Consider the following 16,367-nt stretch of genomic DNA (forward strand, 5'->3'; position numbering starts at 1 on the left):
TTAACTCCATCTAACCTAAATAATCCTCTTTCCATTAAGCTTCAACCTTAAGAAACCCTAACTTAACGAAGAGACAAAATGCATCTGGCTTTAAATGGAAACGACAGGTTCGCTTTTTCTGGGAAATAATAATTATGAAAGGATGTGGATGTTGGATGTCTTTAGAATGGTTCGACAGAGTAAGCGGGGAATTGCAGGATCATCTTAAATCAATTTGTGAAAAATACGATCGAAATGGCAGTTTGATCGTGGAGCGAGGAGCTAAACATCCACGTATCGAATTTTATACAGAGTTGGATGACAATGAGAGGGATTATTTTTCCACTCTGTTTTTCGATCCGCATAATGAAGAATTTTATATGGAATCCTTTGATCCGGATTTAGGCCAGGTTAGCAAGGTGATCTTATCTGATATTGAAGATATCGTTGATGCTGTCCATGAAAGCTTCCATAACTATTTGGAAGGGGATGGCATCGAATATGAATATGATCTCGATGATGAATACGATGAAACAGAACTAACCGAAGAGACTGAGATGTACGAAATCGATGTGGAATGGGAAACACCTGAAGTGACAGCCTATATTCAAGAAAATGAAGTGGAGGTCACCTATCAATTCGGAGTTGTTCAGGAAACCGGTGATGGAGTGCTAAAACGGATTAACCGGATTCGCACAGCAGATGATGATCTGATAAAAGATGAAACAAACTTTATATTCAGTAAGGAAGAAGCTAGCACGATCATCGCTATGATAGCGAGTCATATGGATTCCCTCAGCGAAATGGATTAATAAAAAAAATCTAAAAACCTTGTCCATGTTGATCATGGACAAGGTTTTATTAAACAAGAATAAGTTCGTATACCTCCGATAATTGAGTGACCCGTTCTGTATCACTAGCTTCCTTTGCATGCTCAATTTCCTGAGGCAGAATTCGATTAAGAAGTCTCGATTCTTTGACGGTAAGCTTATTGATGAGCTCTTCTTCAGAATGAAAGTGTCCATCCTTGATTTTATTATAAATTTCCTGCGCTTGGGGATATTGATCCGTATAGTTAGACAATATCTCACGTAAGTAACCAATCGTACGATCCATCATACCATCCCTCTCAACTATTAGGTTAAAGCTAACAAACTGCCTTTATACCTTCCCCCATTTTGTGATGAGAAATTCCTTGTTTTTTGGCCTTGAAATGAAGAAGGAGTATCCAATTCAATGATTAATCTTTTATTTCCTCATCCCAAAACAAATCATTTAACGTACGGGATAAGGCTATACAAATACCAATGCACAAACTTAATGAGGGATTATACTTTCCGGATTCAATCAATCCGATCGTTTGTCTGGAAACACCGACAATCTTGGCTAGCTCATCTTGTGACAAATCCTTTTCCACTCTTGCAAGCTTCAGTTTTATATTTTTCAAAGGAACGCACCTACAATTTCTTATTATCTTCGCTATTTTTCATTCCAATTTTCTTCGCTAGCAAGTATATACCACCAAAAAACAGAAGTAAAATCGGCAAGTAGATCATAACCGAAACACACCATACCAATACAAAATACCACAAGCCTTGAGAACTGCCATCCGCATAGGATACAGCACTATTCACCCCCATGATTGTAGCGATGATCAGGGCTAAAGCACCCGTTCCAAAAATTGTCTTCCTGCTCATCGGTGTTTTACTAGTGCGGTCATGCATTTCTACTTCATCCCAGAATACGCCTAAGAAAATGGAACGAGCTAGGTAATACATCCCTCCTGCAAAAAGGATTACTAATTCCAGATATACCTCCCCGCTGCCTACACCATATTTATATATTTTGAAAAGTACACTCACTAGACAAATGGCCATAATAACATGATACATTTCTTTATAAATTTTATTTCTTACATTCTCGATTCGTTCATCCGTGATTTTTTTAAATACTTTCATCATTAATCATCCTCCATTTACTCTTATTATATGATTTATTTAACATTTTGCAACATATATATTACATTTAAAATTATATATATTGCAAAATGTATAAAAAAAGGTACCCACACATCATGTATGGGTACCTCACTAGCTTTTTTAGGGTTTTACTCGTAAGTTTTGGGGATTTACTCGTGAATTCTTGGCTTTTACTCGTGAATTTTAGAGTTTTACTCGTGAATTCATTCTTTATACAATACCAAACCAAGTGTAGAGGGCAATGATGACAAAGACAGCCAATGATTTAATGACACAGTATTGGCGGCTCATTGCTTGCCGTCATGAACACCGATTCGGAATATGGTTTCGGCGGAGTCATCGCTGCCCTTCCAGGGTTTGTGAAAATCAGTGATGGAATATCCGGTGTGTTCTCGAATCAGCAAATACAAAAACTCCATTTTGAAAAAAGATTGATCAAAATGGAGTTACCCTTTTTATCTAAATATGAACTTTTTATAAAAAAGTTTGATCATTTCAATGATCCTTATGCCGCAAACTCTCCCATTGGTTAAAGAAGAAATTTATTTTCACCTTGGATTAAGCATATCATTATGCTTATCGATTACTCTTCCTTAAGATGATAGCAAAGTTGAACAACGCCAGAGGAAAATCTTTTTGTATCAACAAGTCTTAGATTCAATCTCTCCTTTATGTCAATAAACAAAGCTTTTCCTTCCCCTAAAATAACAGGGTGAACAGATAACCTAAATTCATCAACCAGCCCAAATCTTATAAAAGATGTAATAAGACTTGCCCCGCCATAAAGCCAGATGTCTTTACCAGGCTTTTTCTTTAATTTATTTACTTCTTCAACAATATTATCATTTATGATTGTTACTTTATTATCAGTCCTTTTTTTTGTTTTAGAAAACATAAATTTTTCTTTGCCATGAACTAATTCCCAAATTTCTTTTTCAGCATCAGATACCTCATTTTTTGGAGTATATTGTCCCCATAAATCATAGCTTTTTCTCCCATATAAAATAGTATCAATATCATTTAAGAAATCAATGAACCCCATTTCAGAGTCCATAATGCACCAGTCAACTTCTCCTTTCGGCCCTTCAATAAATCCATCTAAAGTAACTGCTAAATCTAAAATTATTCTTCTTGGTCTTTCGTTAATAGCCATACTTTTATCTCCTTTTGTCTTATAGAATTTCCCTTGTTGAAAAAAATCATAAGGCTTCGACCGCTCAACGAGACACTTGCACCTGGCCGATGACGAACAAATCGTGAACCAGCAAAGCCGTAGCATTATCCGAATTGAACGTACTCCTACTGTTTTTAAGCATTCATTCAAAAGTTTCTTCCGTTTCGATTACATGTTGTTTTATATTACAGCTTCTATCATAGTATTAAAAGATTGTATCAAAAACAAAGGAGACTCGCGATGAAAGCAATGGTATGCACAAAATACGGTTCACCCGAAGTACTGGAACTCAAAGAGGTAGAAAAACCAACGCCCAAGGACAACGAAATTCTGGTAAAGGTTCATGCGGCAACAGTGGCTTCAGGGGACATAAGGGTCCGGAGCTTCAAGAGCCCCTTCTTGTTATGGCTGCCGATGCGAATCTTCCTGGGTCTTAGAAAACCGCGAAAATCGATACTGGGAGTGGAGCTGGCCGGGGAAATAGAGGAAACGGGCAGGAATGTGAAAAAATTCAAAAAAGGCGACCAGGTTTTTGCCATGACTGGAATGAACTTCGGGGCACATGCCGAATACACATGCTTACCTGAAGACGGGCCAATCGCAATGAAGCCTGCCAATATGACCTACGAGGAAGCCGCCGCCGTTTCTTTTGGGGGAACGACAGCCCTGCACTTTTTCAGAAAAGCCAATATCCAGGACGGACAAAAAGTCCTCATCTACGGTGCATCCGGTTCGGTAGGAACTTCCGCCGTGCAGCTAGCCAAAAACTTTGGAACAGTAGTTACCGGAGTATGCAGTGCCGCTAATTTTGAATTGGTGAAATCATTGGGAGCAGATAAAGTAATTGATTATACGGAAGAGGATTTCACGGAAAGACAAGAGCGATATGATATCATCTTTGATGCAGTCGGGAAAAGCTCGAAAGCCAATTGCAAGAAAGCACTGACCTCGAACGGGCGATACGTGTCCGTTGAAGGACAAGGAATAGCAAAGGTACTTACGGAAGATTTATTACTCCTCAAGGAGCTAATCGAAACTGGAACAATAAAATCGGTCATTGATAAACGCTACCCGCTGGAACAGATTCCCGAGGCTCATAGATATGTAGAACAAGGACATAAAAAGGGAAATGTAGTCATAACTGTTCATCATGATAAACCCTGACAAAACCTTGCACATGTTTTAACTAGCCTCTTGGACATGGAAATGCCCCTTAAACAATTGGATCTGAAGGGGTATTTCGTCACATGATTCGGATGTCATTATGTAGGAAGATGTTGAAACTTTTACCAGGAACAAACGAATATGGATAACTATAAAACCTTTTAACATGAAAGAAATTAATGATATTAACGAACTACCCCCCCCTTAAATACGAACATTAAACCATTTCGTATATTTATTGTTCACCTTTTTGTTGATTATCTATGATAAGTTTGCTATATTAATAAAGTAATAATCTTAAATATCATTTCTCGTATATCCTCAGTAATATGGTCTGAGCGTTTCTACCTGGTTCCCATTGAAAGAACTAGACTACGAGTTAAAGTATTCGGCTGTTCGGCTTTTTTAGCAGCTTATGATTTAGCATTAGCTTCATTTTTGCTTTATTATCTATACTTTGACTTTCGTAGGTCTAGAAGGTAGAAATTATTCTACAGTTTCTAGACTTTTTTCTTTTGACCAAAACTACGAGGATAACAAACAACAAGGAGGAAAACATAAAGCAACAGTTTTTATAAAGGAAAGAAACAAAGGAATATGTAGAATTATTAAACCAATTTTTAATATTCGTATTAAATAATACCAATAATATTATTAGTATTGATATGTAGGAAGACATAGCTTTAGCTAATTGGCACTTTTCGATTTTTTATGTTAGAGAAAAACTATCACTAAGGAGATTATTTATGAAAAACAATATGTTAAAAAAATACTCTTTATTAGGAATTATTACTTTACTGTTATTATCAGTAGTTGCAGGTTGTAATTCTACTTCAAAAACTGCATCTGAACAAAAAAAGACTCAAAGGCCTATTATAATTCAAGGTCCAATGCCAATCGAAGCTGAAAATTTCGCAAAAAGATTAGAAAATGTTAAAGAAGAAAAATCAGGAGATTTTGTATTTTACATTGGAAAGTTAGACAATTATCCTGTAATAGTTGCAAAAACAGGCAAGGGAATGGAAAACACAGCAGCCGCTACAGCAGTTGCTATTGAAAAATTTAACCCTATAGCAATAATCAATCAAGGAACATCAGGGGGACATGATCCAAGTTTAAACGTTTTTGATATTGTTTTAGGAAAAAGAACGGTAAACATTGGTTCATTAAAAACAGCAGATAAGGCTGAAAACCAAGGAATTGATCCAACTATATGGAAACCTATGGACCTAATGGCTTCTGAAGGAAGTGCAGGAGAAGATCCAAATGCTGAAAAACCCCGTTTCTATGAGGGAGATAAGGATTTACTAGCAGCTGCTAATGCAGTTAAAGATAAATACACTAAGGGTAAGGTTGTCGAGGGTACTATAGGTTCTGCAGACGTTTGGAATAATGAAGTTGATAGAATTAAATGGTTCCATACTAAATACGGTACATCTGTAGAAGAAATGGAAGGTGCCTCCGCAGCACAAATTGCCAAAGCTTATGATGTACCATTCTTGGGTATTAGAGTACTATCTAATAATAAAGTGAATGGTGGTAAATACAACCCAAATACAGCAGCAGCAAATCAAGAATATGTTTATGAAGTAGTTAAAAAATATATCTCTACACTGCCAAGCAAATAATAGCTTTAATTGAATAAAAGAAGAGCACATATTGTACATGACAATATGTGCTCTTCTTTATTTAGGCCAATAGTAGAGTCGTTACGATTATCATAACTCCACTTATCATTAAATAGCGGGTACTATTCATTTCTTTTTTCTCATCTATTTCAATGGGGGTTTGTCATATATTTTCCTGAAATGGTAATCACTCCATATTTAGAGCCAATAATTCATGCAATCGATTAAAAGACTCTTGATCTTTAAAAGTTCATGAAGTCTAAGGTTTGCAAATTTACAGGACAATACGATAAAGCGAAGCAAAAAAACACCACAAATATCGATTTGCTTGTCTGCAAAAACGGATTGTGGCTCTACCATGCTTACAATTCCCACTATTTCTTATATTACGGATATATGAGGTTTTCCTTCCCCTTTTTCACTGACCTTTTCAATTTTCTCAACAAACATTTGGAAAACTTTTCTCTTTTCTTCCAGCTCTTTTATTGATCCTTTCAATTCGTTCACTTTTTGTTCAAAAGGTTTATGATAGAGCTCGCGAATGTTTCGAATAATTTCATCATTAATAGTGGATTGTACGACTTGTTTGGTGATATTGAATTTGTAGGAATAAACCTTAAGTTCAAGTTTAACTTCTTCATATTCTTTTTCTATCGCATTTAATAATTCACTAATTTCTTCTTTCCATTCACCTAAAGACTTTTTCACATGTTCCTCCAACTTTACTCCCCCTCTTTCACTGTAAAAAAACTTCTCCATAAAAACTCATTTTACCAATTCTTCATTTCGGTTTCTTTTCTGGTTAATTACTTAACAAATAAATTTTCATTAAAAAAAGATAACAGTGTACCCCAGCCTTTAAGAAAATGGAAAATGTTGAAATCCTTTTTATTTAAAATAGTACCTGCCATTTCACTGGTTACATTTGGGGGGATTTTTTATATAGAGGGACACCTTATTCCTCCTTGCTAAATGTTAAGCTGAGGCTATTTAATGTGTAGAGTCTAGCGGTAAAAATGAATAAATCATTGTAGTTATTTTCTACGTACTCTTCTATAATGCTCATCCCTTTTCTAAATCTATCAACTAATAAATGAGTGTAGTTTTCATCCCAGGTAAACCGATTGATTCTCAGAAGTTCATCTGCTAATACTTGAAACTTAAACTCCTCAACAAGAAGTTTTAATTGATACACTTTATCTGTATGTAAACAAAAGATATTGTTTTTAGTTTCATGATGTTTACGAACAAATTTAATGAAACCATTTATATTTTTAGCCAACATATTCGCTATTTGCATCTCGAAGTTCATTTCTCCATCTCCTCACTGTCTAAAATCTAATACATTACTATGAAGAGTGTATGTTTTGAGATGATATTTTAACACCAACAATAGGATTAATGATGCAACTCACACTATAGTTTTTGATTACCAAGAAGGAGATTTTGAAATCTTAATAGAAACAAACCGTACTTTTAATTCGGAAATTCACAAAAATTGCTGAAAAACTACAAGACATTTCAAGTTTCTTTAAACCTTATTATGAGTCCAATCATATGAAGAAGAAATTTCTTGGTCCGAGATTTTGTCCTGTATCTATTAAGAAATTAAAACAAGTACAACAACGATGACAGCAGCGATAACTGGATTTATTGATAAGAACAGAAAATAAGTAGCAGTTTATGAACTATACATGATCAGTTGAAACTATTTGGAGTTGAAAAAATCGATTCTAAAAAATTTAAAAGTGTGACAAAAAAAAAGAATAAGAATTTAATAGAGTGGATAGACTAATAAAAAAGGAGTGGGAGATTATGGAGATTAAAACTAAAGAAGCAACGAAAGAAATGTGGAGTGAAATTAATGATTGTATAACTCGAATAATTGATGAAAAACATGATTTATCTTTTCAGAAGAAGAGCAATGATAATTATATGAATCTATATATTCAAACAGCCGTATTACACACCTTGTTTGGACTTTTAGATGAACTTAGGAAAATTGAAAGGAAATATACCGGATTGTGATGTTTCTTGAAAAGTCATGGCTAAATTTAACTTTATGGTGGATTAGGATAAAAAACTCCCCAAGGGAGCCTTTAATACCAAAACAAAATCCTATCTTTCCTAATCCACGTTTTCTTTTCGTCCCTATATATACCTCTTTGTTATCCCATCCAAAATCCATTTTACTTTCCTCCCCTTTAATTTATTTTAAATGAAACCAAAAAGGCCCTTATTTTTTTCCTTAAAACCGATGTTTTTGGAATATCTTATGAACAAAAAAAAGAACCCCTCAACAGAGTTGTGTGAGATTCATGAACATTAGTTTTCGGATAAACTAACCGATTCTCTTTAGAGTTTGCATAGCGATTTCCTAAAACATTTCGAATTGTGCACCTCTAGATGCAAGAAGCTAAGAATCTTCGTTAAGCTGTAAGTACGATAAAAAGGGCTGTCTCAAAAGTTCATTTATCTTTTGAGACAGCCCCCTTTAAAATTAGGTTTCAACGTGATTAGATTCCCGGTGTAGATGAACTTTCAGGAATATTTTCATATTCTGATGGATTAAGATTATGAACCGATCCATCTGTTACACCATTGATAATACCCATTAGACCCGTTTCAACTGTTTTTACTAGCTGGCCTTTCTTTTTTTGCCCAAAGTTTTGTGTTTGTCCACTAACTTCAAATAGAACCGTACCACTTCCGTTTAAAGCAAACGTTCCTAAAGCAGTACCTGGCAGGTCAATAGATTGATCGTACAATGAAATATTTGTAAACACGGAATTCCCTTTTGCTTGTAGTGCGTTATAAGCAGTAAGTGTTAACTGACGGGAGAAATCATATTTAAAATTATCTGCATACTCTGCATATTTAGCCCCTGCAGGAGTGCTTGGGTTGGCAACAAATTTTCCGGATATTGACATCGTTACACGATCATCAGTTCCTTCGATATATGGGAACCCTTGGTGATGAAGGTCGATAAAAACATCCACTTTACCGAATTTCGATTTTAACCCTTTATATATGTCACGTACCGTTTGCGATTCAGGTGTTATAAACCAGCCCGGCTTTTCAGATGCCCCCGGGAAGTCTTGAGGCTTTGGTGCATAGTTTAGGTTTGGATTAAAGTCACGATTAACATCAAATCCCGGTTTGCTAGCATAGTCGTCTCCAGACCTAGGAGTCGTGTAATAGTTCCAAGCTGGTTTCACATTTGAAAGTTGTGGAAATTTCCCTACAACCTCTGACCATGTCATCTCATTTCCGCGGCGATCAAGCTCTGAGGCGTCTACGTTCATCATTGGTATAGCAACAATTGCTAATTCATCAAGCATTCTCTTTACCTCAGGTGAGTTACTTTGACCAAGGTTTTCAAGAATGTTCAATAACGCAACAGTTCCTGTTTTTTCATTTCCGTGAATTTCACTTTGAATAAGAACGACTTTGTCACCATGACCGACCGTTACTTTGTGAATGGAACGACCCTGATTTGTTTGTCCAGCCACTTCTACTTTTACTTTCCCTTTACTCACTTTCTCAAGTTGACTTAATTTTTTTACAAGCTCGTCATAATTAATAAATGCTTCGGTAGAAAGATTCGTCCCGCCTGTCGGATTTGGTCCTCGTTCAGCGAAGCTGACACTTGGGCCAAGTAATGCTGCGGCTATTACTGTTGAACTTAAAACCTTAAAAAATTTCTTTTTCACATTCATTCTCCTATTATAAAAATATTCAATATTCAGATAAATTCCTTGTTTTCCTCATTTTCCCTGCTTAATTATTTAAATCGCCTACAAAGGCCTACAAATTTTAGCATCACTCTATATCTTTTTTCACATAAATCAAAACTATCCGGCATCATTCTACACCCTAATTTCCCATTATTATAAAGAGACCTTTCTTCCAAAACTCTGAGAAAAAAGAGCAAAAAAATCAAATAATTGTTTTTCTATAGGGGTTTATGCCTGGAGAACTGGCTAGATACTCATACCAGGTTGGTGGTAAGAAAACTGAGGAAGTTGAAGAGTTTATCAAAGATTCTAAATAAGCTAGAAAAGAAGCTAGTGAAGCAGCTATCACTCTGGAACTCAAAGAAGTGGTTAAAGATAATTTCGAGTATTTTGACAAGATTATCAATAACGATTACTTCTACAAATCTCGAAATGCTGAAGATCCAAATGACCCGATGTTTATATGACTAGATCTTTAGATAGCATGTTCTGTTACTTCTAAATATAACTATCAACTCTAGATATTTTTCGTAAACTTCTATTAAACTTCGTGAGATTTAAAAGCAACTGCTTGCTGCGTGCAACGGAGGACAAGGTTATTAACAAATTTAGTAAATCTTGAAAACTACTATGATTGTGTGTCACAATCAAAAAGAGATACGCAGATTTACTTGTGACGTTAAGACAGACCTGGGCAACCCGCTGAAATGAAAGGTTGAACCATTTCTTCTCTGCAGGTGACGGACTCACACCATGTACTCAATTACAAATAAGGGGGACATAATTAATGAGGAAAATGAAACTTGGAAACAGTACATTAGAGGTGCCGGTCGTTTCAGTCGGCTGCATGCGAATCAATTCGCTGGACAAAGCGGAGGCTGAGCACTTTGTCCAAACGGCGATGGAAGAGGGTGCGAACTTCTTCGACCATGCTGATATTTATGGCAGTGGCGAATGTGAGGAAATATTCGCGGACTCCATCGGAATGAACGCGGGCATTCGTGAAAAGATCATCTTGCAATCCAAGTGCGGCATACGTAAGGGGATGTTTGACTTTTCCAAAGAACATATCCTCGAATCGGTGGACGCAAGCTTGAAGCGGCTGAAAACGGATTATCTGGATATTCTGCTTCTACACCGTCCGGATACGTTGGTAGAGCCGGAAGAGGTAGCGGAGGCCTTCGATATTCTTGAAAGTTCAGGAAAAGTGCGCCATTTCGGCGTTTCCAACCAGAATCCGATGCAGATCCAGTTGCTGAAGAAGTCAGTGAAGCAGACGATTGTGGCAAACCAACTGCAATTAAGCATCACCAACGCCAACATGATCTCCAATGGATTTAATGTAAATATGGACAATGACCACGCTGTGAACCGGGACGGCAGTGTGCTGGATTTTTGCAGACTGAACGATATCACCATTCAGCCTTGGTCACCTTTCCAATACGGATTCTTTGAGGGAGTATTCCTTGGAAACGACAAGTTCCCTGAATTGAATCAAAAGATTAATGAAATTGCGGACAAGTATGAGGTTAGCAACACGACTATCGTCATTGCATGGCTTTTACGCCATCCCGCACACATGCAACCAGTCATCGGTACGATGAATGAAGGCCGGTTAAAAGAGTGTTGTAAGGCAAGCGATATTCATCTTACGCGCGAAGAATGGTATGGCATCTATCGTGAGGCAGGCAATGTACTGCCTTAAACCATGCAAATCAAACTTTATTCTGTGCTATGAAGATCAGATTAATAATAAAGAAGTCCTTTCCTGGGCACAAAACATTAGCACCCTTAAGTCTTCAGAGGCTGAAGGGTGCTTTATTTTGACTAGACTCAGCTGAACAATCGATTATTAAAGTATTACTTGTTCCATTAATCACTTGGAGCCCACATATCTGGAAAACCAGGCATCCAATGCTCTTATATGACTTAATCTTTGATATCGATAAGACCATGTCTGGGTGTGTTCGATAAAGGTATGAAACCTTTTTTAATGGCGGCTCCTGCTATAAAACCGATCGACGTCGCCCAGATTCCTCCATCACGCACCGAATCAGAAAGCAATTCATATGCTGCCTCACCAATCAATATACTCGTTCCAAATGCCTAAACCAATGATATTTTTGTTTATTGGAATAAAGATGGCAGCAAGAGCACCGAGCAAGACAGCAGAACCCGAAACCCCTCCCCAAAAGACCGCATTCCACATGGTTTCTCTCGTTTCTTTTTTATAGAATAGTACCCATGTGGTTCTTGGGATAAACGGAGGGGCGTTCCTATTAAGATAAGTACTAGGCAGTTTTAGTGAATAAAAATCCATCCAAGTATATTCTCGAACAGGATTTCAAGACTATATAGGCATCGTTGATATCATCTTTCTAACCCCAGATTCATCATATTCCCATAACTTTTAAGAAGATTTGTCCGCAAAGTCGATCTGTTTTCTATACTCTGTCTCTGTTAAGGCTGTGAAAGACTCCTATATTAAAATATCATTTAAACTCTTTAAAAAGGCATCTAATTCAACTTCTGTTTTAAATTTAAAAGAATACCCATAATTTATTGGAGTTTGTCCTTTATTTAATTTCTTAGGAAATTGTTTTAAGGCAGTACTATGGTATTTACCATTACTTTTAAAATTCAAATTATTTTCGACAGTATTTGGATTCAATACAATACTTATTTCTTTATTAGTAAGTAAGTATAATACTTCTCCATTTTTTATACTTTTAAATTCTGTAGCCTTACTGGTTTCCTTTTTAAAATTAAAATTATTTCTTTTAAAAATACTATATAATATCGCCATTTCTTCACTTATTGTCATTTTATCTTCTTCATTTAATTCGTATTGCTTTACCCCTAATACTTTAGGAGTATCTTGAAAAGGTGGCAGATCTTTTTCTTCAGTCGCTGCTATTTCTGATTGCTGTGGGTTAACAGCTTCTAATATAGATGCCTCAGTTTGTACTCGTTTCTTTTCCTCTTTTATAGCTTCCAACTGACGTTGAACCTCTAACCACATCTCATCCATCTTTTGCATCGTCTGATCTACATATGGCTTGATCAAGACATCTAAATCCTTTGCTCCTAATGGGTTAGTTTCTTGAGCCGTCTTAATAGGCAGCTTGTAAATAGGTGCTTCAAAATCGTAGCTTACATATACTTGCATATACCAGACACTAATCTCAAATAGAAATTTGTGAACCTGAAGCACATCAGTAATGTTCACTTCTTTTATGTCATGTGCCGCTTTATTTCCTTTCTTTCTAATCCATTCTAATTTCAAATAAATATCTTCTTCAACCGCATTCTGGCGATATAATTTATGTATTCGTTCTGAGTGCTTGAGCGGATAGATATCCTCAATCCCTTCTTCTTTGCTAATAATCTTCACCAACTGTTCACTATATAAACGAGCCTGTATCAATGACGCAAGTGGTTGATCCAACAACTGATTTTCAATACGACAAGCAAGCTCGAATAACTCACTTGAAAATTGTCCAACAAACTCAAATAAAGAATGATTATGCATATTTATCCCTCCTGTGGCCTATTCAAACTTGAAACCTATTCATTTTTAACGCCTAGTCTTCGGTGAAACACAGTTTTGATACATCAAAAACCATAATGAAAAAATACAGAATAATCCTTCTTCTCCAAAAAAGTAATTCTCGTTTAACATTAAAGTGGATTTTTTACTATTAGAGGACATAATCATTAATACCTATAAGAGGAGGAGCCCAACCCCTCAAATGGGATTAGGCTCCTTCAAATTATTATGCTGATTTTTGTAGCAACCTTGTAGAGGAAGTATGTTCTTAGAATTATTTAACTGCGTTAAACACTACACATGTGTGGAGTGTTTGACTACAAATGGGATGTTGATTCGTCATTTTATGTGTGCAGAGGACTGATTTGCTTATTATTGAATTAGAACTAATAAAGGTAAAGATTTGAATTTCTTGTATTCATTGATGACTTGACGTTCAATAAATAGTATACTTCGACGGTAAGATTAATTAAAACATCCATGTATGAACATTGATAAGAAATTTCATTTTTACATTCAAAATATTTAAATTACATAAAGATCCTCATTAGGTTTTTTCGTAGCCACTATCCTTACATTACCACTTTGATTATAGATTGTGGGTCCATCAAACAATTTAGCCTGAACTTCATGTTGAGACATTATTCTTGATCCTGATGATGGTTCTATAACATTCTGAGCTCTTTGCGAAACTGATTTATAACCTCTTCTGCCACTTCCAATCCTTACTTTAACCTGCTTCGTTCTTCCGCGCTTCATTCTCAATAACAACCCCTCCTTTTAAAAGTAGACGTAGTATAGATATATACCCAGCATTTTTTTTTTCTAACTCTTGGAGCACTTTAGTTTCCACTTCTTTTCCAACATTTTTTTTACATTTAATATGTACGGTTAACACAGCCTCTTGATGAATAGCATTACAAAATATATACTCGAATGACTCCTCATCCTCATCATTGTACCGATCTTTTTTTTCACCTAACACCATAGTTTTTTGTTTATAACATTGTACTACAAATTTGTCCTCTTCAGCTAAAGATATTCTGTGATCAGATTTAACCTTACCAGAACTTCCAACCTGTACTAACTCATCTTTTTGGTAAGCAAATAGAGTAGCTCCTAAAACTTGTGGAAAGCTAAATTGATCTATTTCTGTATTAAAGTAACCCATTAGTGAAGAAAGAAAAGGATTGTATCTATCCTTACTACAATTATAGCTGTCCAGTGCTTCTTTTAGAAGTTCCTTTTTAGATTCTAATTGGAAGTAGTAAGCTTCTGTTTTCCTTTTTTCCATCTTCTTTAAAGCCTCTTTAATGGCAAATGCTGTTGTTCCTAAAGATCCTCCTAAATCTGGATGTTCATCGTCGTATCGCCCTGGCTCAGCACCTTTTAGGTAACTAGTTATTACACTTGTACTCATATCCTTGGGTAGTAAAACCATAAACCTATCCTTACCCAACTCACCCTTAAGTAATCCAAGAAGGAACAGAATATCATTATTATTTTGTTCAATGTCTGACTTTGTAAAAACAATCACCCCAAAGTCAGATTTTTCCAAATGTGAATTAATAAGCTCAAGCCTGTTGTACATTGGCTCACCAATACATTGATTCTCAAGAAAAGAATACGTATCCTCTTGAAGTAAAACTTGAAGCATATTTGCAATTTGTTGTCCCTCTTTTGAACACCCTATAAAAATGTATGGCTTATTTAACATGATTGTAACCTTTCTATTTTAGTGTACTTAAACTATTCATTTGCTCCATTATTGATGTACAAGCTCCACCGATAGCGGCAGCTATTTCAGGGTGTCCGGGGTCATAGGTAGCTGGATTAAAACCAATTAAATCTGTAGGTAAATGGAACTTTTCTTCTCGGGGTATAATGTAAAAGGTTCTTTCCTTACCTAACCTTCCTATAAATAAACCCATTTCAAAAATAACGTTATCCCTGATTGACATCTCTGTCTGATTTCTCATTTTCACAACATCTTCAGGTTTGAATACAAAGATTGCAAAGTCAAAAGTTCCTAGTGCTTTTATTAAGTCCTCCAGTGTAGTGCTTGAAGGTTTAAATATTCCTTGATTCCATACATTAACATAATAGTTGTGTTCTAAATTTCGTTGTATAGCATTTGCTATTCCAAGCCCCTCAACAGAGGATCCTACAAAAACTCTTGGTTTTGCTGTCATTGGAATCATTTCCCTTTCTATAGTAATATATGAGTATATAATATGGTATTTTTTTCTATAAAATTATGGTTATAATAACATGATTTTAATATAGTCACAAGTCTATCTTGTATGATAAATGTCTATTATATGAGATTATCTATACGGGGAGAATCATAAAATAACAATCAAAGAAACTTACCTATATAATATCGCTACCCCTGTCAAAACTCAGTCGTTGCTATTGCCGACATGTAGGGAAACTAGAAACAGAGTAATCGTGTGCTTTTATGAGTTGAGCTAATATAGAAAATCAACGTAGCAGTCATTAGACATGGTTTTTTTTCTGTTTATGATCGGATTGCGAGCTTATATAAGTGAAGATGACTTCTCGCAGAGCCAATGGTGCTTTTATTCAAAGCGAGTGAAGAGTTAAAGAAATTCAGGTATGAAACAGCGGCATTATCAGTTTCCCAAGTTTACACTAAAATATGAATGACACTTCTCTATCCTTTGAATCTGTTTCGATTTCTAAAGACAAGTTCGGCATTAATTTAGTCAGTAATAACACTGCTAATTAATATGAAAAAAGTGATTATTATACAAGAGAGCCAATCGCTTTTTTTATATCAATTCAATTCTCGCAACAGCCTCACAATGTGTGGAGTGTAATTGACAATACTTTGGGTTATTGTTGGGTTTACACTGAATTTGACTGAATCCAGAGAACCTATAGAGAGTAAAAACCTTAAATTGTGCATTCTTTATATGTAATTAGATAATTAGTGATATTACAAAAAAACTCCAATATCGGAGTTTTTAAATCAATATCTGGCTACGGATTTGAACCACAGGCTACCCCTTCATTTGGAACACTATATTTTTATTTGAACCCCTTTTAAAACTTACTTCATCTACCACTTTATAATATTGTATTAAGTTATTTACTGAAGTATAAAATCCCTTCCATGATTAACAAAAAAGC

17 protein-coding genes, 1 pseudogene and 1 riboswitch are annotated in these 16,367 nt (G+C 35.6%); of the genes and pseudogenes, 6 read left to right on the forward strand and 12 right to left on the reverse strand.

Annotated elements, in window-relative coordinates; translation table 11 throughout:
* Positions 1-155 precede the first annotated feature (155 nt).
* Positions 156-791, forward strand: coding sequence for a hypothetical protein (locus NST21_RS22460; RefSeq protein WP_340891361.1), 636 nt, complete (start codon positions 156-158; stop codon positions 789-791).
* A 49-nt stretch (positions 792-840) separates the two neighbouring features.
* Here the strand turns inward: NST21_RS22460 and NST21_RS22465 are convergent, their stop codons facing one another.
* The 3 genes from NST21_RS22465 to NST21_RS22475 form a co-directional block, all read right to left on the reverse strand.
* Positions 841-1,098 (reverse strand): sigma-G-dependent sporulation-specific acid-soluble spore protein CsgA, encoded by a 258-nt coding sequence (locus NST21_RS22465; protein ID WP_223305450.1) that lies wholly within the window; start codon positions 1,096-1,098, stop codon positions 841-843.
* 121 nt (positions 1,099-1,219) lie between these two features.
* Positions 1,220-1,426 carry a helix-turn-helix transcriptional regulator gene (locus NST21_RS22470; protein WP_053347568.1) on the reverse strand — a complete coding sequence of 69 codons (207 nt, stop codon included), beginning with the start codon at positions 1,424-1,426 and terminating at the stop codon, positions 1,220-1,222.
* A gap of 10 nt (positions 1,427-1,436) precedes the next feature.
* The gene (locus tag NST21_RS22475; protein ID WP_340891363.1) at positions 1,437-1,940 is read right to left on the reverse strand and encodes a DUF6773 family protein; all 504 of its coding nucleotides are present in this window, start codon (positions 1,938-1,940) and stop codon (positions 1,437-1,439) included.
* A 308-nt stretch (positions 1,941-2,248) separates the two neighbouring features.
* Between NST21_RS22475 and NST21_RS22480 the strand changes: the two genes are divergently transcribed.
* A complete protein-coding gene (locus NST21_RS22480; protein ID WP_340891364.1) occupies positions 2,249-2,491 on the forward strand; it encodes a hypothetical protein in 243 nt (80 codons plus the stop codon).
* Between the two features lie 50 nt (positions 2,492-2,541).
* On the opposite strand, the gene NST21_RS22485 is transcribed toward NST21_RS22480, so the two are convergent.
* Positions 2,542-3,111: a dihydrofolate reductase family protein gene (locus tag NST21_RS22485; RefSeq protein ID WP_340891365.1), complete on the reverse strand. Its 570-nt coding sequence runs from the start codon at positions 3,109-3,111 to the stop codon at positions 2,542-2,544.
* Positions 3,112-3,372: 261 nt separating this feature from the next.
* Between NST21_RS22485 and NST21_RS22490 the strand changes: the two genes are divergently transcribed.
* Both NST21_RS22490 and NST21_RS22495 read left to right on the forward strand, forming a co-directional pair.
* A complete protein-coding gene (locus NST21_RS22490; protein ID WP_340891367.1) occupies positions 3,373-4,296 on the forward strand; it encodes an NAD(P)-dependent alcohol dehydrogenase in 924 nt (307 codons plus the stop codon).
* Between the two features lie 291 nt (positions 4,297-4,587).
* A riboswitch (purine riboswitch) is annotated at positions 4,588-4,691 on the forward strand.
* 351 nt (positions 4,692-5,042) lie between these two features.
* Positions 5,043-5,924: a 5'-methylthioadenosine/S-adenosylhomocysteine nucleosidase gene (locus NST21_RS22495; RefSeq protein WP_340891368.1), complete on the forward strand. Its 882-nt coding sequence runs from the start codon at positions 5,043-5,045 to the stop codon at positions 5,922-5,924.
* Positions 5,925-6,305: 381 nt separating this feature from the next.
* On the opposite strand, the gene NST21_RS22500 is transcribed toward NST21_RS22495, so the two are convergent.
* Both NST21_RS22500 and NST21_RS22505 read right to left on the reverse strand, forming a co-directional pair.
* Positions 6,306-6,644 carry a hypothetical protein gene (locus NST21_RS22500; RefSeq protein WP_201223213.1) on the reverse strand — a complete coding sequence of 113 codons (339 nt, stop codon included), beginning with the start codon at positions 6,642-6,644 and terminating at the stop codon, positions 6,306-6,308.
* Between the two features lie 235 nt (positions 6,645-6,879).
* Positions 6,880-7,236: a hypothetical protein gene (locus tag NST21_RS22505; RefSeq protein WP_340891370.1), complete on the reverse strand. Its 357-nt coding sequence runs from the start codon at positions 7,234-7,236 to the stop codon at positions 6,880-6,882.
* A 503-nt stretch (positions 7,237-7,739) separates the two neighbouring features.
* Here NST21_RS22505 and NST21_RS22510 point away from each other — a divergent pair.
* Positions 7,740-7,952 carry a hypothetical protein gene (locus NST21_RS22510; protein WP_340891372.1) on the forward strand — a complete coding sequence of 71 codons (213 nt, stop codon included), beginning with the start codon at positions 7,740-7,742 and terminating at the stop codon, positions 7,950-7,952.
* A 488-nt stretch (positions 7,953-8,440) separates the two neighbouring features.
* Here NST21_RS22510 and NST21_RS22515 read toward each other — a convergent pair whose 3' ends face one another.
* Positions 8,441-9,643 (reverse strand): M14 family zinc carboxypeptidase, encoded by a 1,203-nt coding sequence (locus NST21_RS22515; RefSeq protein WP_445670566.1) that lies wholly within the window; start codon positions 9,641-9,643, stop codon positions 8,441-8,443.
* 805 nt (positions 9,644-10,448) lie between these two features.
* Here NST21_RS22515 and NST21_RS22520 point away from each other — a divergent pair.
* Complete coding sequence (locus tag NST21_RS22520) at positions 10,449-11,366, forward strand: aldo/keto reductase (RefSeq protein ID WP_340891375.1); 918 nt, start codon at positions 10,449-10,451, stop codon at positions 11,364-11,366.
* Positions 11,367-11,653: 287 nt separating this feature from the next.
* Here the strand turns inward: NST21_RS22520 and NST21_RS22525 are convergent.
* From NST21_RS22525 to NST21_RS22545, 5 genes and pseudogenes are all read right to left on the reverse strand, one after another.
* Positions 11,654-11,870 (reverse strand): annotated as a pseudogene (locus tag NST21_RS22525) (ZIP family metal transporter); the annotation flags it as partial.
* Positions 11,871-12,140: 270 nt separating this feature from the next.
* On the reverse strand, positions 12,141-13,193 hold the full coding sequence (locus NST21_RS22530) for a DUF4145 domain-containing protein (protein WP_340891376.1): 1,053 nt from the start codon (positions 13,191-13,193) through the stop codon (positions 12,141-12,143).
* A gap of 543 nt (positions 13,194-13,736) precedes the next feature.
* Positions 13,737-13,976 carry a hypothetical protein gene (locus NST21_RS22535; protein ID WP_340891378.1) on the reverse strand — a complete coding sequence of 80 codons (240 nt, stop codon included), beginning with the start codon at positions 13,974-13,976 and terminating at the stop codon, positions 13,737-13,739.
* A complete protein-coding gene (locus tag NST21_RS22540; RefSeq protein WP_340891380.1) occupies positions 13,942-14,928 on the reverse strand; it encodes a TIR domain-containing protein in 987 nt (328 codons plus the stop codon). The genes NST21_RS22535 and NST21_RS22540 overlap by 35 nt, the downstream gene beginning before the upstream one ends.
* Before the next feature lie 13 nt (positions 14,929-14,941).
* Positions 14,942-15,403, reverse strand: a complete 462-nt coding sequence (locus NST21_RS22545) for a nucleotide-binding protein (protein WP_340891381.1) — start codon at positions 15,401-15,403, stop codon at positions 14,942-14,944.
* Positions 15,404-16,367: the final 964 nt, after the last annotated feature.

It is taken from the genome of Peribacillus sp. FSL K6-1552, assembly GCF_038005205.1.
Lineage (GTDB): Bacteria > Bacillota > Bacilli > Bacillales > DSM-1321 > Peribacillus > Peribacillus butanolivorans.